We start from the raw sequence: 21,289 nt of genomic DNA on the forward strand, positions 1-21,289 counted from the left end.
TGATTTGTTGCTTGGCCGGCAGGTCTCCTGACTGATGCGTCATGGCGTGCTCCAGCCTTCCCGGGAATCGATCCCAGTGGCAGTTCAGGAGCAGGCTCGGCACCTACAGTTGCGGGGGCAGTTCCGTTTGATGCGTTGGCAGCATCACGGATTCCCTATTAATCCCGTTTGGGAACCGGCGGCGGCATGGTAGTCGATCATGCCGCCCGAGGCGAACCCAAGTCCTGTTGAGCTGTGCCGATCAGAAGTATTTGAGCCAGCCGATATCGCGACGACGTGCCTTCAATGCCGCGAACCAGCGCACTGGCAGGTACAGCGTTGCAGCCAGGAGCACGGCCGCCAGCCACACGGCCCACATGCTCTGGAAGCCGAAGTAGTCGCCCTGGTTCAGACCGAACATCGCCACGCTCAGCAGATACAGGATTTTCAGCACATAAAGATGGAGCAAGTAGAAGAACATCGGTGCCGCGCCAAACACCGCCAGGGCACCGATCCACTGGCGTTGTCGGGCCCGCTCGAAACCAGACAGCAGCAGTAGCCCGACGCCTAGCGTCAGACACAGGAACAGCAGGGAAGGCGGATACTTGGTGATGTTGAAGAAACTCATGAGGGTGTGCGTGGTGCTTTCATGAACCACCCACTGCGCTTCGCCATAACCGTTGACCAGGCGCAGGGCGATGAAACCGATCAATGCGCAGGCACCTGTCAGCAACAGATAACGCTGACGCATGGCGGTCGAGGTAGAGCGTGCGAACCACGGACCGATGCAGTAACCCAGGGCGATGACGCCGATCCACGGCAGCACGGGGTAGGAGGTGCGCAGGCGCAAGTGGTCGGAGAATTCGATCCAGCCGCGATCATGCAAAATCGCCCAAGGCAGGTGCAGCGCCGATCCGGGCGGGAAGTGCAGGGGATCGAGCAGGTTGTGCAAACCGACTATGGCCAGGCCCAGGACACACAATATTGGCCGAGGTAGCCAGGCCAATACAGAGAGAGCAATCATGCTGACACCAATCGCCCAGATCACCTGCAGGTAGATCACAGCAGGCGGGAACTGAAAGGTCCAGGCGAAATTCACCAGGGTGAACTCCAGCACAACCAGGAACAGGCCACGCTTGAACAGGAACATCGACGGCGTGCCCTGGTGCTTCTCACCGTACAGGAATGCCGACAGTCCAGTGAGCAGAACGAACACCGGCGCACACAAATGTGCGAGGGTGCGGCTGAAAAACAACGTTGGCTCCGTGCTGTCGACGAGCATCGGGTCGGTGACCTGGCGGTGCAGGAAGAACGTCTCGCGCACATGGTCCAGCAGCATGAAAATAATCACCAGGCCCCTGAGGGCATCGATGGACGTCAGGCGTTGGCCCAGGCGGGTGATGGGCGGGATTTGAACAAGGTTTGTCATCGAAAGTCGCAGGCAGGGGGTGGGTCACGCTGTCGGTTAGCAATCGACAGTTTCTATGTTGTTATAACGTAACATACACCCTATTGCTGTGTCATCAGCAGCCGCTCTACCGTAAAACCTTTGTTTCTCAGTCGTTTCAATAGGGCTGCGTAAGCTTGAGGGGCTACGTGAGTTGTTCGAGACAAAATCCACAAATATTTGCGAGTCGGCTCACTGACGGCGGCCAGTTGATATTGGTTGTCAATATCTACAATCCAGTAGTCCCCCCACACTGCCGGAAGGAACGACAGCCATTCTGGCGCGAAACGCACTTTAAGCTTTGGAGAGTGGGTATCACCCACTTGATGACCAGTGGCGATAAAAAGATAGGGTTGGCCATTGCGCAATCGACAGCGGTAGAGCGCTTGCACGGTACCGTCGGCTTGCAGGTGAAAATCGGTGCGGGTGAAGCCCGCGCACTTTTTCTGAAACTGATTGGGGGTTCGGGCGATCTCGTACCAGATGCCCATGAACCGAGGAAGATCAATACTGACGACAGGTTGCAATGAGCGATTGGGGCTGTCTGCCTGATTACCAGAAACGGTAGAACTCAAACCGGCCAAAATCAGGCCAGTAAAAAAGTAGTCAAGTATTCTGCGCATAGCACTATCGCTCAAAACTGGCGACTCATACCCCTTTTGCCGTTGGAAAGTCTGGTGAACAACCTGGTTCTTAGGTTCAACGATAGACCTAAAGCCAGTTCAATCCATTGTATCGCTCCAATTTGGTACTGATGAACGGCGGCCGTGCTTGTTGAGCCAGGCGAGTTTGCTGCATAGATGTGAATGACCCCGGGTTTTATAAGTGCTCTCTAGGCTCGCGGTGCAATGTGTTTGAAACTCAATCGGTGACAGCTGAATGTCCAATAATTGCAAGTTAGACGGCTTTCAAATGCACGCTGGTGAACGGCCGACGCGACGATAGGAATTCTCGGTAACGCAGTCATTCGTGCGGGGGACATGGCCTGGCGTTCGTGGTTACCAGCCGCTCACCTGTGCGGCTCGATTCATCTAACTGCCCCGGCGCCAGTGAAAGCAATCGTGCGGTATTGATAAGCGCCATATGGCTTAAGGCCTGCGGGAAGTTTCCTAGCATGTGTCCGCTGCGAGGGTCGAACTCCTCGGCGAGCAGGCCAACGTCGTTGCGCAAAGCTAGCAGGCGCTCGAACAGCGCCTCGGCCTCAACTTGACGACCGGTCACGGCGAGGCAGTCGGCTAACCAAAAACTGCAAGGCAGAAAGGCACCTTCGCCTGGCGGTAGGCCGTCGACGGCCGTCGCAGTCTCAACGCGGTAGCGCAGCACCAGGCCGTCGACCACAAGTTCGCGTTCGATCGCAGCGATCGTGGATCGTACTCGAGAATCGTCCGGCGGCAGAAAGCCTACCAGTGGGATGAGTAGCAGGCTGGCATCAAGCGCCGTACTGCCGTAATGCTGAGTGAAGCACTTACGTTTCACATCGAAGCCAGCTTCGCAGACCTGCGCATGAATTTGTTCGCGGGTTCGACGCCAGGCCGCAACGGGGCCCTCTAAGCCATAGCGTTCGACCGCTTTTATACCTCGATCGAAGGCAACCCAAGCCATTACCTTCGAGTGCGTGAAATGCCGTCGAGGCCCACGGACTTCCCAGATACCCTCATCAGGCTCTTGCCAATGGCTGTCAAGATAGTTCAGCAAGGCACACTGGATGTTCCAAGCATGCGGCTGCAGCACCTGACCCGCCGCGCGCGCCAAATGCAGGGTGTCCATCACTTCTCCATAGACGTCGAGCTGGAACTGTTCCGCCGCTGCATTGCCTATGCGCACCGGTGCGGCCTGCATATAGCCAGGAAGCCACGGGATTTCGGTTTCTTTAAGCCGGCGTTCGCCTGTCACGCTGTACAGTATCTGCAGGTCGGCCGGGCTACCCGCCACAGCGCGCAACAGCCAGTCGCACCAAGCCAGAGCCTCGTCGGTATAACCAGCGAGTAGCAGAGCGTTTAGTGTGAAGGTCGCGTCGCGTAGCCAGCAGTAACGGTAGTCCCAGTTACGCACGCCACCCGGGTACTCGGGCAGCGAGGTGGTTGGTGCTGCGACGATGCCACCTGTGGGCTGGTAGATGAGTGCCTTTAGCGTGAGTAAGGAGCGCAGCACTGCATCCTGCCAGCGGCATTCAAAGCGACAGCGCCCAGACCAATTCTGCCAGTGGCGCTCGGTTTGCTCCAGCGTACTTTCGGCGTCAATGGCGTGCTGTGCCGGTTCATGCGACGGCCGGTAATTGAGCACGAAAGGCACGCGCTCACCGACTCCGACTTCAAAGTCGGCCCGTGAGGTCATCTGCTCGCCACGTATGTGTACAGGGGTATGCAGTTCGAGAGTGTCTGGCCCGGCAGTCGCGAACAGCGCGCCATTGTGCCGGGTTACCCAAGGGACAATGGAGCCGTAATCAAAACGGATAACGAGTTCCATTCCCATGGCGACGCGCCCCCGCAGGCCTACGACGATGCGTAACACATCCCAACGTTCGTTCGATAATGGCATGCAATCAATCAGGCGTACTGCACCAGAAGGGGTCTCGAAGTCTGTTTCCAGGATTAAAGTACCTTCGCGATATCGGCGACTTACCGAAGTGATTTTTTCGCGTGGGGCAATCGCCCAGCGCCCATTCTCTGAGCCACCTAGCAGGGCTGCGAAGCAGGCGCCCGAGTCGAAATAGGGCAAGCACAGCCAATCGATCGAACCATCACGGCCCACCAGTGCGGCGGTATGGCCGTCACCGATCATGGCGTATTGCTCTATAGGCATGGACATTGTTCAACTCGCCGAATCAGAATGCTGCCAGCCGTAATCGGTGTTATCGAGTGCGGTCAGTAACGGCTGATGTTTTGGCCTCAATGCGGATCTTGGCTAAAGCGTTCATGGGCGACCTCTACGATGAGGTCCCTAAGAAATCATAGCAGGGGGTTGCCTTGCGTGTAGCGGCTCAAGTGATGCAATAGGCCAAGGCCAAGGCCAAGACTGATGCGTGATGCCCGGAAAGTTTTACTACTCTGCACGGGGTGTGCATCATCGCGCAGCCCAAAACATATTCCACGCTCGTGCAAGCTTATTGGCCACCTTGGGAAAGAACCGGGCCTATCCTGCATCGCCGAAGATCACCTTGGCCATGGCATTAATGTGCGCGAAGCGGAACAACCGATGTGAGCGCCCGGCAGAGACATCTCTGTATTCCGCCCGCGATGTCCGGAGATGGTATGCCCAAGCTCTGCTGCCAAGGCTGGAGCATAAGAACAACCCAGCTTCTGGCATCAGATGGTGCAGCGCTAATCGTGGCTTCGTGTGAAGCTGTGGCTCATCACCAATTGCCGCATCCCCAGTTCGGGATTAGTAACCTCCTGCAATCTGACATCTTGCAGCTGCTGAACTACGCTTTGGTTCCAGGACTCATGGAAACGACATGCATTGAATGTCATCGTCAAACTCCGCGTAGGAACCTGTTAATCAAGGAGCAGGCAGATGCGGGACAGGTTTCTTCCAATACTGGTCGCCGTTTTAAGCATGTCCTGGTCTGTTTTGCTCTTCGCAGAAGACGCACTGCACCCTGTTGAACATCCTCCTGCAGATCTCAAAGTCGCCAATCGCAGCATCATGGTCTTCCGTGCAACTCTGCTGGGAGAGTCCCCGGACACTCGAGCGAAGCGCGCGAAAACGGTGATCAACGAAGCGCTGGATGATTCTGACGATCTCGCTGTTACCCTCGACCCCATTCAGAATAGCTACTTGATTCTGCTGGGAACCAAACGCGCTTTTATCGTCTCACCCAAAGATGTCGACAGTTTGGAATATGCCTCGGTGCGTGAGGCAGCCGAAGGCACGGCTGAGAAGCTTAGGCAGGTGGTGGCTGAAACTCAGGAGGCACGAAGTCTACGGTTGATTCTCAGAGCTCTTGGCACTGCGGCATTCGCCACAGCCATTTACTTTGTGCTGCTTTGGGGCATGGCCTATTTACGACGGAAACTGCTGGGGAAACTCCCCGAGTTGATGCATCGACACACCCGGACCTTAAGGGTCGGGCGAACCCAAGTGATCGACGCTAATTATCTATACCCACTGGTCAGTCGTTTGTTTGGGGCACTGCGTTGGGGCGTGATACTGCTGCTGACGTATGAGTGGTTGGGATTCGTCATGTCGCGCTTTCCATACACCCGACCATGGGGGGAAAGTCTCAACAAATACCTTCTGGAAGTCGCAGCTTATTTGCTGCAAGGCATAATGGATGCAATACCTGGAATGGGTGTTGCAGTGGCGATCTTTCTCATCGCGAAGGGTACAACCGCGTTCACTCGTCGAATAGTCCATCGCGTGGCCACCTCTGGGTCCTTCAGTTGGCTGAGCCATGAAACCCTCCGGCCGACCCAGCGCTTGACCTCGTTAGCAATCTGGTTGTTTGCCTTCGCCATGGCCTATCCCTATTTGCCGGGCGCCGGCACCGATGCCTTCAAAGGATTGTCGGTGTTGATCGGTTTAATGATCTCGCTCGGCGCGTCCAGCGTAGTGGGCCAAGCGGCTGCGGGTTTGATCCTGACCTACACTCGAACCTTGCGCCCGGGTGAGTTCGTGCGCATTGGCGAGTATGAAGGCACGGTCACAGAGCTGGGGACGTTCACAACAAGCATTCGTACTGGCCTTGGGGAAGTGCTGACTTTGCCCAACTCGATGATTACGGGCACCGTCACCAAAAACTATTCTCGAACCGTAAAAGGTGCTGGTTATGTAGTCGACACCGTTGTAACCATTGGCTACGACACACCATGGCGGCAGGTAGAGGGGATGCTACTGGAAGCCGCCAAGCGTACCCCGGGTGTTCAGGAGGACCCGCCACCTCAAGTGTTTCAAACGGCATTATCAGACTTCTACCCGGAATACCGGCTGGTTGCCCAGGCGATTCCCAGCCTGCCGCGACCCCGTGCGGTACTGCTCAGCATACTGCACGCCAACATCCAGGATGTATTCAACGAGTACGGCGTACAAATCATGTCACCGCACTATTTGGGTGATCCGCGCGAAGAGAAGAAAGTACCCAAAGAAAAGTGGTTCACGGCACCCGCACTTCAACGGAAGGACACTTGATCTTACTCAAAGGAAGTCTGTGACATGCTCGAATTTATGTTGCACGCCCTGCGTTCCAACCCGGAAATTGCGGTATTCCTCGCCATTGCGCTGGGCGTTTTTATCGGCCGTATTCGAATCGGCAGCTTTCATCTAGGTTCAGTGGCTGGTGCGCTGTTGATGGGGCTATTGATCGGTCAGATCGGCCTGGAGGTACCCGCCGGGATGAAGTCGGTATTTTTTGTGATGTTCATTTACGCCGTCGGTTTCAAGAGCGGACCGGAGTTTTTCGGCAGTCTTAATCGCGGCACCCTGAAATTGGTGGTGCTTTCTGTAGTCCTGTGTGCAACGGCGCTGGGATCAATTCTATTGATGTACGCCTTCTATGATTTCGACGCAGGTTTTACTGCCGGGCTCGGCGCCGGGGCGTTGACCGATACGGCAATCATGGGGACAGCGAGCAGCGCCATCAATCAATTGGCAATCGATGCTGCGGCCAAGGCCGAACTCAACAGCCACATGGCAATCGCCTATGCGATTACTTATTTGTTCGGCACCATTGGCCTAATTGTCTTCGTGGGCAGTGTTGCTCCGAAGTTGCTAGGTGTCGACCTCAAGGTATCTGCTCGCGAACTGGAACTGGAACTGGAATTGGGCATTGCCAATGATGAAGACGCAATCACTGTGCCTTACACGCGCATCGTGGTGCGCGCGCACCAAGTGATTACCAACGGTTCTGCAGATGGCCAGCGCGTTGCCGATTTAGAAGGGCAGCACCAGTCGCTGACAATCGAACGTGTAGTGCGCGTCGGCGTGGTGATAGAGCGTGATGAGGAGTTCGTCCTCAAGGCAGGGGACATTGTTGGGGTTTATGCCCCGCGAGAAGAAGTCGGTACGCTCACCGAATGGATAGGGCCGGAAATGGACCATCCCGAATCCTTGTCATTCCCGACTCGTCAGGTGGACATTGTGCTGACCTCGCCGGAGTTTGCTGGCAAAACTATCCATGAGGCTCGAGTCAGGCTGGCCAGTACTCAACGCCTCGGTTGTTTCGTCAACACCATTACCCGTCAGGGCTACGACTTGCCTTTGTTGCCCAATACCGTATTGCGTCGAGGCGACGTGATTACTCTTACGGGCCGCACCACCAGTGTCGAAGCGTTAGCCGATCGATTGGGAAGGATTCGAGAGAACAACTACAAAAGTGATATCGCAATGCATACGTTGGGTATGGTGGTAGGGTCATTACTTGGCCTGCTAACTACCCATGTCGGAATGATTCCCGTGGAGCTAGGCGTTGGAGGTGGAGTATTGGTCACTGCCCTGGTGATTGGATGGTTCAACTCACGGCATCCTGAAATCGGCGCGTTGCCACCGGCTGCACAATGGGCATTTTCAGAGTTCGGATTGACCGCGTTCGGTGCGGTGGTGGGCTTGCTGGCCGGACCGGCTGCGTTTGCGGCGATGAAAGAGCACGGGATATCGTTGCTGCTGTCCGGCGCTGTGGTAACGATCCTGCCGCCGCTGGTGGCACTGTACTTCGGTCGCTATGTACTGCGCTTGCATCCGATGATTCTATTTGGAGCCCTGGCCGGAGCGCAGACCGAAGCAGCATCGATGAACAAAATCATCGAGCAATCCGGGAGCAACACTCCAGTAATTGGTTTTACCGTTTGCTACGCGATTTCCAATGTGTTGTTGGCAGTGTGCGGTCCGATCATCATCTTTGTAGTAGCCGGTTAAGCAATAGGCTAGAAACCTTTAGAGTACTTTACGGAAAGGATTTGTCAGAAGGGGCGGGTGGAGTCGCGATAAAGCGGCATCCACCACCCCTACGAAATCGCACGAGCGAAAACACCATATCTGTCCTGCCAGGTTATTTACCTGGACTCGCAAAGCCAAGTACGGTGATCACTGGATTTTGAGTGAACGGGGTGTTGTCAGCGTAAGCGTCCGGCGAAGTCATCTATTTTTATGCCGGCTGTGCAGCGATATATGTTCGGCGACGATCATGAACTTGTTCCAGGCCGCCCGGCACAGTCATTGAATTTATCCGGATACGGTGAGTCATTGGCGTTAGACGAACCTGCATGGAGAATCTAAAGATGACCGCCCCCCAACAAACGCGCCAAGCTCTACCGCATGGTCATGCCCGAACACGTATGTCCTTTTCGGGCTTAAGTCCCGTGACCTGCTCAAGCGCGAGGGTTATAACGTCGATGACCATTGGCTGCGCACATGCGAACAAACCGATGATTTCAAGCGTGGGGTAGGCGTGGACACCCCCCCGAAGTCACTCAATACCGCCCGATGTTTACGGTATTTGCCGTGGCCCTGTTGATGGAACTGGCCAGTGTGTATGCCGCCTTCGGCACGCTGTTTAGCGGGCGGGTAATCGAATGATTCCCAGCCATGAGCATGACCCTGTTAAGTATGACTCAGGGCGTGCACCCATATCTTTTGACATAAGTGGCGACCGACTTGCGAATCTCCACCCTTGCGTCATCTGCGCTCCCCCAACGCCCCATCTTCAGCCATTTGCCTGGTTCCAGCGCCTTGGAGTATTCGAAGTAATGCTGGATCTGGGCGATCAACAGTACAGGAAAGTCTTCCCATTCCTTCACGTTAGCGTACATAGGGCTGAGCTTCTCGTGAGGTACCGCGACGATGATGGCTCCGGTGCCAGTTCTACCTGTAGTGTAGATCACGCCTACTGGCCGGCTGCGAATTACAACACCAGGCGATACTGGGTAAGGGCAAATCACCAGTACGTCGAGAAGGTCGCCATCATCACTCAGCGTATTTGGAATAAATCCGTAGTAGGCCGGATAGAGCGGCGATGTACTGATGAAGTGGTCGACGAAAATCTGCCCACTTAATTTGTCCACCTCGTAATTAACTGGAGAATGGTTTGCGGGAATGTCGACAACTGTAAAAAAATCATCGGGAATCTCGTTGCCTGCTCTAATATCCTCATAACTCATTTTGCACCTCAATGATTTAATAAGGTCGCCCGTTAATTCCATTCAGCTTGCAATACTCCTCCCATTCCATTTCTACCATTTCTGCCACCTCTCGATGAAATTCTATGGTCATGCATTTCAGCTCTTCGGGTGACTCTGAAATCAGGGTAAGAGTTAATTCCCACACCTCGATCCCCAGACGCGTGGCCTCTTCTTCGAAGGCTGACTCGATGCACTGTTGTTTTTCATCCTCACTCAGTCCCTTAACGGCGTCATTAAGTGCTGAATCGCCCTTGAAGAACTTCGACAGTGCTAGATCTCTTCGCAAGTCATCGGAGTTCATCGGATGCTCCAGCTTCGTGAGTCGCCCGAGGATTTCCACCTCGATGCGAGGTAGCGTCGGCCCCGGTCATGCAATCGCAGGTTCATCAAACCAACCGAGGACTGTTCTATAAAAAAATAGATGCATTGAGTCCCACCAACGTATCCACCAAACACCTGGTTCACCGTCTTCCAATGCTATCAATGGCAGGCTCCCAAGTTTCTGCTCAGCATCGTACAAATCCAGTTTTCCAACGATGGTGCCAGCAGAAATAGGCGCTTCGAGTGGGCCGTCAATCTTCAGCCGTGTCTCTACTTCACGGTTTTCATTCTTGGGCAAGGTGAGGGTCAGATCGTCCAGCAATCCCACGGCGATCAATCGTTCTTTGCCTTTCCAGAGCGCAGACCACGTGAGTATCTCCCCTGCTTTTTTGTAGGTTTGGGTATCAAAGAAGCGAAAGCCATAACCCATGAGTTTTTCCGTCTCTGCCGTGCGTTTATGTGCGCTGCTAGCGCCAAAAATCACACTGATCAAGCGTCGCCCGGCTCGGTGCGACGAAGCCACCATGCAATAACCGGCGGCCTCGGTATGGCCAGTTTTCAATCCGTCAAAGCTTGCATCGCGCCATAAAAGTAGATTGCGATTGGCTTGCCGAATACCGTTCCAGGAAAAGTGTTTCTTGGAGTAAAGGGCGTAGGAGTTAGCCCCTTGGCTGATGATTGCGCGGGCCAACAAAGCCATATCGCGAGCAGATGAATAATGCTCTGGATCAGGCAGCCCGGTGGAGTTCATAAAGTGTGTGTTACCCATGCCTAATACGGATGCGGTGGAATTCATCATCCCGACGAAGGCTGCTTCGCTTCCGGCTACATGTTCGGCGAGTGCAACGCTTGCGTCATTGCCAGAGTCGATGATCACACCGCTCAGCAAGTCGTGAACTGAAACCGAACTGCCCGGGTCAAGAAACATTCGTGAACCACCCGTACGCCAGGCATTTTCGCTAACGGTGCTGCTGTCATCAGCCTTCAGGTTCCCGGCCTTGATTTCACCTGTGGTGACATACGCGGTCATCATTTTTGTCAGGCTTGCGGGGGGTAATCGCATTTCGCTGTTGTGACTGGTAATCACGCTACCCGTAGCCGCGTCGATCAGTATCCAGGCTTTAGCCCCGAGCTTTGGAGGGGCTGGGATCATTGTCCCAGGTGAGTGGGTTTCAGCCAGCGCAGGGTTAGCCAAAACTACAGGCATTAGGCAGAACATGGTTAACACAAGCAGGGACAGCAGGTATTTCACAAGGAAGACGCCTTGGATCAGCAGAATGTGCTGCAAAGCTAGCTCTCAGGGCTGGGGGCCTCAAATTAAGTTGGATTAAGTTAAATTTAATGTGCAGATGTCGATGAATCCGCAATCAACTGGAAATTGTCGGGCAGATAATCAAGACACGGGTACCGCTATGCATGGCGGTAGGCTGAATATCCAGCGTGTAGCCATGTAATTTTACGATGGCCGCGACCAGGGATAACCCGAGGCCATGGCCGGGTTGCATTCTGCTGGCGTCCCCTCGATAGAGCCTGCGAATGACGTGGGTGCGGTCTGTCTCGGGTATGCCAGTCCCATCGTCAGCGACTTCAATGACGACCGCTGAATCCTTGATACTACCCCGCAATTTTATGTGGCCTCCCTCTGGAGTAAATTTGATGGCGTTATCGAGCAAGTTGACCAAGGCTTCAAACATCAACGAAGAGTCGCCATACAACTGAGGCAGGTCATTGGTAATTTCCAGGGATAGCGTCTGGGAGCGATCGAGCGCCAAAGGCTCATAGAATTCATACGCTTGCTGTAACAGCGCCATGATTTGGAATGGTGCAAAAGCCGAGCGGCGACGAATGTCGTCGAGTTCAGCAACCCGAAGCAACCCTTGAAATCGAACCATGATCGATTCGCTTTCCTCAAGGGCTTGATTCAATGTTTGCTCGTGATCACTGTCCATAGGCAGTTGCTGGAGCTGATAGAGTCTTGCACGCAGCCGTGTGAGTGGCGTACGCAGATCGTGGGCGACACCATCACAGACGCTTTTGACCTCATGCATCAGTTGCTCGATATGATCAAGCATCGTATTCACTGCGCTTGCCAGCATATCCAATTCATCGCGGCGGGTGGATAAGGGTAAGCGCTCCGACAAGTTGCCTGAAACGATACTCTCGGTACAAAGTTGTAGGCGTTTGACACGGCGTAGCGGCAGACGCCTCAACAAATACCAACCAATCAATCCGGGGATGAGTGTTAACGAAAATCCCCACAGTAGTGCCTGCTCGATAATCCCGCCAACGGCTAAAATCGAGCCGCCGTCACGCGCCAGGATAAGAATATGCCCGTCGGGGCGACGTGCTAACAGGGCATAACTGCTTCTGGTTTCCTTGTCAGGCAACGCAATGCTCAGTCCGCGCTCAAGATAATGAACCTTGCCATCATCGGGCAAACTGGAGCGCAATTTGAGCAGGTCTCCAGCAATGTGTGTGCCGTCGGAAGTGAACAATCCATACGCATCGATTCCGGGCGTTGAATAGGCTTCACTGGCAGCCAGTTCTTTCACCAGTTTTTTGTCATCGATTTTTTGATAGTAGTGGGCACGCTGCAATAATGTCCGCTCTGCGACGGTTCCCAGGTAGTGGGAGATTTCCCAGTACAACACCCCGGTGAAAAGAGCGCTCCAAACCACAAAAAATACGGCGTAGAACCCGATCAATCGACTACCGGATGAGCGCCATTCCTCAGTCTTTGGTAGCAAGGACATAGCCGGCACCGCGTATCGTATGAATGACGGGAGTACCTTCATCGCCTTCAAGCTTTTTGCGCAGACGACCAATGTGAACATCGATGATGTTCGTCCCAGGGTCGAAGTGATAACCCCAGACCTCTTCAAACAGCATGGTTCGGGTGACCAACTGACCGGCATTGCGCATCAGGTAATTTAGCAGCTTGAACTCGGTCGGTAGTAGCAGGATGTGTTCGTCATTGCGAGTCAGTTTGTGCTCAACCAGATCCAGTCGCAGGTTTCCGCAGCTAAGTTGCGGATGGCTTGTGCCTGCACTGGTGCGTCGAAGCAACGCGTCAAGACGTGCAACCATCTCGATAGCAGAAAAGGGTTTTGTCAGATAGTCATCGCCGCCAGCCCGCAGGCCCTGAACGCGCTCATCGACGTCTGAAAGTGCGCTGATCATCAGGACCGGTGTTTGAATCCCTAGACTACGCAACGTACTGACAATGGTCAGGCCATCAAAATCGGGAAGCATACGATCCAGGGTAATGGCGTCGTAACCTCCTGCAATCGCCAGTGCCAGCCCGTCGCGCCCAGTTGCAGCCCATTTCGAACTGAAACCGTGGCGTTGGAGTTCCGCGATGATGACTTCCGCCGTTACCTTGTCGTCCTCTATAACCAGTGCGCAACTCATACCATCCTCCGATTCAGCCTGCCTCTAAGGCTTGCGACTCAATGCCGAGAGCCTAGGGAGGTCTACCTTAGTGACCAGCGTTGCGGTCGAAGATTAAATTTTCTTAACACACCTTAACCTTGTTGCCTGCCAAAGCACGGATATATTCACGACAGATGTGCCCCACACCGGAAGGAGGGAAAGCATGACCCCTTATTTGGCGTTCTTTTTGTTGGCCTTTGGTTTGGTGTGTACCTACGCAAGTCGGGTCACTGCGTGAAACAATCGGTGTGACTGATGTGGAGCTGGGGCTATCAACGAGTCTCTTGCAACCAATGAATTCTTACCGATGTCAATTGTGTATGGATGCAAATCAATGCTCGGTTTCCGCCGTTGGAGCCCCTATGACTCGGCAAGAAGAGTTTTTAGCAAAAGCGTTGGAAATACACCATGAGTACGAACAGGCGACAGCTGTCATCCTCGACATGATGAGTAAAAACATGGCCCGGGGCCCTGAGTGGGACGCTGCTGTCGCCAGGCAGCTCGCAACGCTTGACACTTGGATGGAGTTGCCGAGAGGTTATGGAGACTTCCGGGCTGACCACTGATCGCCCACATTTTGCATAGGCCAGATCATGGGCGTTCACACACAGGTGTGGAGTTCTCGGGTGAGTGGTCACACGGTTTCAGCGTCTCGTGTGATATACGCCTCGTTCACCTTATTCCATAGAGAATTGTAATTCTCCTGCGTGAGGTATTTTGCTACACGCCAGGCTGTCGAATCGTCCGCGCGATAGGATTTAGTGGCTTTCACGACCGGTCGGTAGTGCCAACTACCGTTTTCCAACCGGACGTTTTCAGGAACTTCCATTCCCGCAACATTGCCCTGGATACTGGCTCCCTCCATTACCAGTCCTTGCTTAGTGACGCGGTAGTCCTCCTCCCAACGGACCTTCTCGATGGTGTGGTTCCACGCCAATGTGAACTTCGAAATGGGTAACTGGGCCCAGACGACACCGGCCAGGCCCAGGCACAATCCAATCATGCGTTAGCCGTACCGATCTGCTTCGACCGCCCCAGGTGTTGAAGGACTACCAGCAGCCCAAGTGCGAAGCCAACTTCATCGGTCAGCGGCAAAGCAACTATCAACAGCGCACCTGCGCCAACACTCAAGAAGCGTTCCCATAGCGCCATCTTCTGCTGCAAGTAACCCGTTGACGCCATTCTCCACAGACCGACCGCCAACGTGGTCTTGATCAGCATGTAGGCAGTCATCCATAGACTGTCACCTTGCAACATGAGCGCCGGGTTTTAGACGGCCATGAACGGAGTGATGAATCCAGCGAGCGCAACACGGACTGCCCATAGGCTGATCTTGAATCCGGTCTCCTTCGCAATCGGTGCAGCGGCAAAGCAGGCGAGGGCCACCGGTGGCGTCAGGTCGGCGAGGATGCCGAAATAGAACACGAACATGTGTGACACGATCAGGGTACACCCAGTTCCATTCCCAGCTGGAAGAATCCAGTGCAAAGAATGCCCAGGGCGATCCAGAATGCACAGCGCAGCCCAAAACCATGCACTCTGAGAATGATCGCCGAGCCAAGAATCCCGATCGCCGTCAGTGCCAGCCCGACCCCGCCGGCAAAAGCCGCCCGGTAACCAAAGCGCTTCATCAGCGGGATCGTGAATTGTCCTGTCGTCACGACGTTGGCAATCCCCGACCCAGTAATGGGGCGCCCGGGTGCATTGCTATCGGCAGGTTTTTGGCTGCATTTTCCAGCTTGATGTCCTTGGCCGCCGAATGAGAGTTGCCCAGTCGGGTCAGGTTTTCGAACAACAGCTTGGTCATTTCATAAGCCACTTCATCGGACAAGTCGGCACGCGTTACCAGAATATTAGTGATCGCCACCGTCGGTACCGCTTCAGGTTGCCCACCCGTTTTTTGTAGGCTCCCATGGCAGCGGCATTCCCCAAGTGATCGCTGCTACGCGCCAGGCGCATCAAGGCAAACGCGTCGACAAACTGGTGTCGCTGCATATTGCCTTTGCCAAGATAGGCCTCGGTACGCTGGCGCTGACGGGTGACTTTTCCGCTGGACGTGAAGAGCCGCCAGTGCAAGTCGCCGCCTCGATCATGCATTTTTTCCACCGTTATCTGCCTAATGCGCGAATCATCCGCAGCGAAGATCTCATTCTGGCTGGAGGGGCGGCAGGTATCGCAGCAGCCTTCAATACACCGCTAGCCGTTGTAGCCTTTGCCGTCGAGGAGTTGGGGCGCAAGCTGGAGACTCGCACTAGCGGGGTTTTGCTTAGCACGATCATTCTGTCGGGGATGGTCGCCATCGCCTTGCAGGGTAACTACAATTATTTCGGTCACTTCGATATTCACGAAATCGGTCTGGATATCATCGTCCCGGTCGTGGTGACCGGCATTGGTTGCGGGTTGCTGGGCGGATTGTTCAGCCGGATGCTGCTGTGGCCTCAACGTCATCATCGATTCGTCCTCTGGGAATGGCGGCGCGTGCATCCCGTCTGGTTTGCCGGCGCTTGTGGGATGATAGTGGCGATTCTGGGTTGGTTGAGTGGCGGCATGTCATTTGGCAGTGGCTACGGGATCACGTCGCAGATCATCGTGTCCGATGTCGGCCTGCCGTGGCGCGCGCCGATCACCCGTTTTCTTGCGACGGTAGTGACATACTTCTCCGGTATTCCGGGCGACATTTTTGCCCCGTCCCTGGCCGTTGGCGCCGCGGTAGGTGAGAACGTCGCGGACTTCTTTGGTTTGGCGGCGCAGCCGATTATTGCGCTGTGCATGGTCGGTTTTCTCACCGCTGTAACACAGTCTCCGATCACTTCCGCGATCATTGTGATGGAGATGATCGACAGCCATGGGATGGTCATCAGTCTCTTGGCAGTGGCATTGATTGCCAAAGCAGTCAGTGCGCGGATGGGGCCCGAGTTGTACCAGCAACTGGCTCGCGGCTTTCTGCAATCACCGGATAATGACTCCGCAACACGAAAATCAAATCGATAGGTTGTTTTTGTGAACCAGGGTTCGATCCAGTGCACTGAGCTTCGCTTTGTCTTCGGACATTGTGAGCGCATGCTCTGCCCGCTTGAGTAAAAGGGTCATATGTCTGGCACAGGGATTCTTGAAAATATCCGGATTGATCTGGGCCAGACTGATCAGTGCCTTCATCATTCGAAGGTCCACTTCAATCAAGCTCGCGCCATCTCTGGCGATGGGGGCAAAAAAGTCATCGAACAGATCATCGACGTCCAGTCCGCGCAGGAAGACTCGCTCGCACCCGGAATCTACATGCTCGATCTCCCCTGGTGGCTTACCCCAACAGGTGAGACTCCTGACACCGCGACCGAGTACGTCAATTGCAGTTCCGGGGTCATTGACCGCAGGTGACAAGGCGCGTGAGGCAATCTCCGACAGCACCGAAAGCCCGAACCGGGGATCGTGCTCAAAGGTTCGTCGTACGCCAATGGTCAACGCGCCAAGGATCTTTTCAGTGCAGGCTTCCAGTTCTTCGACGCGCTCATTGCTTAAAATCGCGACGCGGGCTAAGCGCATGTCTTCATGTACAAAGGTGCCAGGAAGAATATCGAGATAAATCTGCGTCTCGTGCTCTTCAGCAATTGCCCCTAAGGCATGTACATCGATGTGTTGGACATACCCGGTCTGAAGGCTGGTGATGGCTCTCGTTGAGTATGGAACAATTCCGTCGGTAGGGTAGGCGACTCCCCCCAGATAAGGCCATTTGACCCGATTGTTGATCGCATTGATGGTGGCCTCTTCGACGCGATCAATGGTTTCACCCACCCGTCCCAGTCTCGATAGGTGATCGATCCAACGCAGAAGTGTGTACACGATCAAAATCACTACGGCGATGGTCACCGCAAAAAGCAAAACCCTTCCCTGCGCGCCATAGACACCAGTGCTTAATGCAATGATCCCAACCAAGCTGAATAGAAATGAACCGATAAAGGTAGCGAGCGCATTTTGGGTCGTGCTGTCTTCCATCACCAATGTGGTGGCGCGGGGTGTGACACCACTACTTGCGGCACCATAGGCGGCCACCATGGTGCTTAGCGAAAAGGTGGTAACGGCGAGCATGCTGGAGGCGATGATGCCCAGAATCTTGTCAACGGCGTCGGCGCCGATACGCGCGGGCAGTGAGGCGGGAATGTAGTCCTTGAAGACAACGGCGAGCAATGCGGTCGCCACCCCCAGGACAGAAAACAAGCTGGCTCTGACCCAAAGCCGTTTAGTCATCTGATGCAGTAGCCAGCGCCAACGAGCAATCATCGTCAATACCCTCTCTAGCGACGTCATTGAGCCAGGACGCATATTCGGGTCTGCCGATGCAGCAACCCAATTACCTTTGATGGAGTGCCATTGTCGGCGGAAGGTTCATTGCCGGAGTCATTTGCTTCCCATCGGCAAGCTACTTATCATCGAGCTGGGTGCGTTGCTGCATACGGCACATCGCAGGTTAATGCTCAAACGCTGGTCGGGCCGCTAGCGGAGAGTCAATGTGCCTGATCAAAACTCGGCGTCCCCCTCTATTCCGCGTCCCCAGCTGTTGACCGCTCGCGCGCTGACTGCGATTGAGCAGTTTTCTCATATCGAAGCCGTCAGTGGTGTGGTGCTTTTACTCGCGGCATTGGTTGCGCTGATTTGGGCGAACAGCCCGATTGCCGATTCTTACGAGCATTTCTGGAATACCCAGCTCACATTGGGACTAGGTGACTTCAAGGTCGCGTGCTCATTGCACTTTTTGGTTAATGACGGGTTGATGGCGATATTCTTCCTCGTGGTTGGCGCGGAGATACGCCAGGAAATTCATGACGGCGCGCTCGCGAATTTAAAGTTGGCGACCCTGCCTCTAGGCGCCGCATTGGGCGGAGTCTTGGTGCCGGCGATCATCTACATGCTGTTCAATCATGGAACCGAGGCCAGTGCAGGTTGGGCCGTACCGACGGCCACCGATATTGCATTCGCAGTAGGTGTACTCGCACTCCTGGGGAAGTCTATTCCGGGGGGGATTCGTGTGTTGCTGTTGGCGCTGGCCATTATCGACGACATTGTCGCCATCCTCATCATCGCCGTGTTCTATACCTCGACCCTCAATTATCTCGGTTTGGGGGTGGCGTTGAGCGGTCTGGCACTGGTGTTGGCTTTTCAGCGAATGGGGATCAGCAAGGCCTACGTGTACATACTGCCTGGTGCAATTGTTTGGTTGGGTCTCTTGAAAACCGGTGTGCACCCAACGCTCGCGGGGGTGATTCTCGGGCTGATGACGCCGGTCATCTCCAAACCTGCCACGGAACGCCCGCTGGACACCATAGGGCGCACGTTTCATGAACTGATGGATCGACTTGCCCAATCCGGGAGTAGTGCGCAGGCAGTGGCGACACCGCTCAAACAACTCCGACACGCTGAGCGGGAAATATTGCCTCCTGTGCAGCGAGTGCAGGCGGGATTGCATTCATGGGTCGCGTTTGGGGTCATGCCACTTTTTGCATTGGCTAACGCTGGGGTGAGTCTGGAGGGCAATAACCTGGGCGATGCGGTTTCCCTGAATGTGTTCATTGGGGTGGTACTGGCGCTGGTGCTGGGTAAGCCTATGGGAATCATTTTGGCCAGCGTAACCCTCGTCAAATTCAACATTTGTGAGCTACCCCAGGGGGTGACTTGGGTGGGTGTTGGCCTGGTGGGACTGTTGGCTGGCATCGGATTCACCATGTCCATTTTCATTGCGTCGTTAGCGTTTCCTGATCCGGCGTTACTCTCGGCAGCGAAACTCAGTGTTCTGGCGGCTTCTGCCTTGGCCGCACTCTTTGGATTGATCTGGGGGAAACTGAAGTACTGAGACTTTTAGCTATGTGCTAGTTTCATCGGTGCGATCACCACTGGGCGACGGCAGCCCGGCCATTGCTCGATTGAGTTTACATCCTGCCGGTGGTGTAGCTGATGAGGAGTCGTGGCGTTGAATCAATGATCACTGTGCGGAAAGTCGAAGCAGCCTATCGTCGCAACCTCTTTTCACGAGTCGAGTGCTTTACAAAATGGCCTTTGGCACTATCCGCGGTCTGTGCTTTGTTGTCAGTTCTCCATCCCTCTCAGTTGGGGGCCGTTGAGGAGCATGGGTAAACCCGGCCTAGTGCCGGGTTTTTTGTGTGCGCCCAGCATGGGCGCAATCTTGTGGGTGAAAGTCCCGCCGTAAGCTGACCACAGCGAACGAAGTGAAGCGCAACTGCATGAGGGCGACCGAGTGTGGGGAGGAAGCGTGAATCGAAGCCATGAGCCGATGTACAAGAACCGGATAAAAGGCAAAGCCGATCAGGGCGAGCGGGCACAAAACCGCGAAGCTTTTGTGGTCAAGGATCAGGCTGTGTAAATCCGGCGGTTGTGTGGTGAAGGATTGCGTTCTTACCTGGGGAGATCTCGCCTTGTGCCTGAAAGGGCGACGGCGCCAGCCGGAGCGAGAAGTCAGCAGAGGCCGTAGTAGTCTTTTTTTTTGACGAAGGGCCGAACGAGAGAAAGCGTCATAGGCCATGTTGATGCGAAAGACCGGAAGTCAGATGCCTGCCAAACGCGGGGCGGACGGAGATAACGAGCGGTGAAACCGTGAGATATCCCATCAGCGACGAGGTCAATCGCCCGCAAGATGAACCCTATAACGCAGGGCAAGGGCTGCTGGAGCGGGCCTTTGCGAGAGAAAACCTGAAGCAGGCGTGGAAGCGGGTCAAGGCCAACAAAGGTGCAGCGGGAGTCGACGGTCTGAACATAGATCAGACGGCCGAGCATCTGCTGACCCAATGGGTCGTGATTCGTGAACAGCTTATGTCTGGTGTCTACCGGCCCAGTCCGGTACGCCGAGTGGTCATTCCCAAGCCCGACGGCGGTCAGCGCGAGTTGGGCATTCCCACGGTCACCGACCGCCTGATCCAACAGGCGTTGCTGCAAGTCTTGCAACCACTACTCGATCCGACTTTCAGTGAACACAGCTACGGTTTTCGCCCGGGGCGCAGTGCGCAGGACGCCGTTTTGGCGGCCCAGCGCCAGGTGTCCTCGGGACGCAAAGTGGTGGTGGATGTTGACCTGGAAAAGTTCTTCGACCGGGTCGATCACGACATTTTGATGGGGCGCTTACGCAAACGGATCACGGATCGGGCGGTTATCCGGCTGATTCGTGCCTATCTGGATGCAGGAACGCTGATCAATGGCGTGGTCGAGAAAAGCCGCTGCGGGGCGCCGCAAGGCGGCCCGCTGTCGCCGTTGCTGGCGAATGTGCTGCTGGACGAAGTGGATCGGGAGCTTGAGCGTCGAGGTCATTGCTTCGTGCGTTATGCCGACGATGCGAATGTGTATGTTCGCAGTCATAAGGCGGGGGAGCGGGTAATGGCTCTGCTGAAGCGTCTGTATGACAAGCTGCACTTGAGTGTCAACGCGAGCAAGAGTGCAGTGGCGAGTGCGTTTGGTCGCAAGTTCTTGGGCTATGAGATGTGGTCAGCCCGCGGCGAAGTCAAGCGTGCTGCATCCTATAAAGCGCAGAAGCAGTTCAAGCAGCGAATACGCTGGTACACCCGACGCTCGTGTGGCCGTAGCTTGCAGCAGATTGCTGATGAGCTGCGACCTTACATTTTGGGCTGGAAGGCTTACTTCGGTTTGTCGCAAACCCCAGCCGTCTGGCGTGAGTTGGACGAATGGATGCGACACCGATTGCGAGCTATCCAGCTTAAACAATGGGGGCGTGGAACGACGACGTATCGTGAGCTACGAGCACTTGGTGCAAACATCCAGGTGGCACAGAAGGTGGCGGGAAATACCTGCCGCTGGTGGCGTAACAGTCGTCTTGATCTGAATCGCGTGCTTAATATTGCGTGGTTCGACAGGCTGGGATTAGTGCGTCTCTCATAACCTCAATCTCTCGAACCGCCCGGTGCGGACCCGCATGCCGGGTGGTGTGGCAGGGGAACGGCCTGTGAAGGCCGTCCCCTATGCCGATACGCTGGATAAGTTTCGA

General features: G+C 55.0%; 14 protein-coding genes, 3 pseudogenes and 1 riboswitch. Of the genes and pseudogenes, 5 read left to right on the top strand and 12 right to left on the bottom strand.

All coding sequences use genetic code 11. The features are described 5' to 3' along the window. Nucleotides 1-195: riboswitch (cobalamin riboswitch) on the bottom strand. 46 nt (nucleotides 196-241) lie between these two features. From PSUM_RS02610 to PSUM_RS02620, 3 genes are all read right to left on the bottom strand, one after another. After that, a complete protein-coding gene (locus PSUM_RS02610; protein ID WP_083348921.1) occupies nucleotides 242-1,408 on the bottom strand; it encodes an acetyltransferase domain-containing protein in 1,167 nt (388 codons plus the stop codon). 80 nt (nucleotides 1,409-1,488) lie between these two features. Continuing rightward, nucleotides 1,489-2,049, bottom strand: coding sequence for a lipocalin family protein (locus PSUM_RS02615; RefSeq protein ID WP_020797750.1), 561 nt, complete (start codon nucleotides 2,047-2,049; stop codon nucleotides 1,489-1,491). Between the two features lie 340 nt (nucleotides 2,050-2,389). Then, on the bottom strand, nucleotides 2,390-4,234 hold the full coding sequence (locus PSUM_RS02620) for a glycoside hydrolase family 15 protein (RefSeq protein WP_083348922.1): 1,845 nt from the start codon (nucleotides 4,232-4,234) through the stop codon (nucleotides 2,390-2,392). 705 nt (nucleotides 4,235-4,939) lie between these two features. Between PSUM_RS02620 and PSUM_RS02625 the strand changes: the two genes are divergently transcribed. Beyond that, nucleotides 4,940-6,553 (top strand): mechanosensitive ion channel family protein, encoded by a 1,614-nt coding sequence (locus tag PSUM_RS02625; protein ID WP_083348923.1) that lies wholly within the window; start codon nucleotides 4,940-4,942, stop codon nucleotides 6,551-6,553. 24 nt (nucleotides 6,554-6,577) lie between these two features. Continuing rightward, on the top strand, nucleotides 6,578-8,275 hold the full coding sequence (gene aspT, locus PSUM_RS02630; protein WP_083348924.1) for an aspartate-alanine antiporter: 1,698 nt from the start codon (nucleotides 6,578-6,580) through the stop codon (nucleotides 8,273-8,275). 695 nt (nucleotides 8,276-8,970) lie between these two features. On the opposite strand, the gene ppa is transcribed toward aspT, so the two are convergent. From ppa to PSUM_RS02675, 8 genes and pseudogenes are all read right to left on the bottom strand, one after another. Next, nucleotides 8,971-9,516 (bottom strand): inorganic diphosphatase, encoded by a 546-nt coding sequence (gene ppa / locus PSUM_RS02635; RefSeq protein ID WP_083348925.1) that lies wholly within the window; start codon nucleotides 9,514-9,516, stop codon nucleotides 8,971-8,973. A 16-nt stretch (nucleotides 9,517-9,532) separates the two neighbouring features. Further along, nucleotides 9,533-9,838 carry a DUF6388 family protein gene (locus PSUM_RS02640; RefSeq protein WP_020797755.1) on the bottom strand — a complete coding sequence of 102 codons (306 nt, stop codon included), beginning with the start codon at nucleotides 9,836-9,838 and terminating at the stop codon, nucleotides 9,533-9,535. 66 nt (nucleotides 9,839-9,904) lie between these two features. Next, on the bottom strand, nucleotides 9,905-11,077 hold the full coding sequence (locus PSUM_RS02645; protein ID WP_487247562.1) for a D-alanyl-D-alanine carboxypeptidase family protein: 1,173 nt from the start codon (nucleotides 11,075-11,077) through the stop codon (nucleotides 9,905-9,907). Between the two features lie 148 nt (nucleotides 11,078-11,225). Next, on the bottom strand, nucleotides 11,226-12,611 hold the full coding sequence (locus PSUM_RS02650) for a sensor histidine kinase (protein ID WP_020797757.1): 1,386 nt from the start codon (nucleotides 12,609-12,611) through the stop codon (nucleotides 11,226-11,228). Further along, on the bottom strand, nucleotides 12,589-13,269 hold the full coding sequence (locus PSUM_RS02655) for a response regulator transcription factor (RefSeq protein WP_020797758.1): 681 nt from the start codon (nucleotides 13,267-13,269) through the stop codon (nucleotides 12,589-12,591). The genes PSUM_RS02650 and PSUM_RS02655 overlap by 23 nt, the downstream gene beginning before the upstream one ends. Before the next feature lie 655 nt (nucleotides 13,270-13,924). Continuing rightward, a complete protein-coding gene (locus tag PSUM_RS02665; protein WP_081648159.1) occupies nucleotides 13,925-14,293 on the bottom strand; it encodes a DUF1850 domain-containing protein in 369 nt (122 codons plus the stop codon). Continuing rightward, a pseudogene (locus PSUM_RS02670) lies at nucleotides 14,290-15,038 on the bottom strand (TRAP transporter large permease subunit); the annotation flags it as partial. The gene PSUM_RS02665 and the pseudogene PSUM_RS02670, both read right to left, overlap by 4 nt. Continuing rightward, a pseudogene (locus PSUM_RS02675) lies at nucleotides 14,948-15,181 on the bottom strand (TAXI family TRAP transporter solute-binding subunit); the annotation flags it as partial. The pseudogenes PSUM_RS02675 and PSUM_RS02670, both read right to left, overlap by 91 nt. 5 nt (nucleotides 15,182-15,186) lie before the next feature. Between PSUM_RS02675 and PSUM_RS02680 the strand changes: the two are divergent. Next, nucleotides 15,187-16,281, top strand: a pseudogene (locus tag PSUM_RS02680) (chloride channel protein); the annotation flags it as partial. Here PSUM_RS02680 and PSUM_RS02685 read toward each other — a convergent pair. Then, entirely contained in the window at nucleotides 16,270-17,565 is a 1,296-nt protein-coding gene (locus PSUM_RS02685) for a DUF2254 domain-containing protein (protein WP_020797764.1), read from the bottom strand. The pseudogene PSUM_RS02680 and the gene PSUM_RS02685 overlap by 12 nt on opposite strands. 229 nt (nucleotides 17,566-17,794) lie before the next feature. On the opposite strand from PSUM_RS02685, the gene nhaA reads away from it, so the two are divergent. Together nhaA and ltrA are read left to right on the top strand one after the other, a co-directional pair. After that, nucleotides 17,795-19,132, top strand: coding sequence for a Na+/H+ antiporter NhaA (nhaA, locus tag PSUM_RS02690; RefSeq protein ID WP_020797765.1), 1,338 nt, complete (start codon nucleotides 17,795-17,797; stop codon nucleotides 19,130-19,132). 758 nt (nucleotides 19,133-19,890) lie between these two features. Beyond that, on the top strand, nucleotides 19,891-21,183 hold the full coding sequence (gene ltrA, locus PSUM_RS02700) for a group II intron reverse transcriptase/maturase (RefSeq protein ID WP_083348927.1): 1,293 nt from the start codon (nucleotides 19,891-19,893) through the stop codon (nucleotides 21,181-21,183). Nucleotides 21,184-21,289: the final 106 nt, after the last annotated feature.

It is taken from the genome of Pseudomonas umsongensis (genome assembly GCF_002236105.1).
Classification (GTDB): Bacteria; Pseudomonadota; Gammaproteobacteria; order Pseudomonadales; family Pseudomonadaceae; genus Aquipseudomonas; species Aquipseudomonas umsongensis.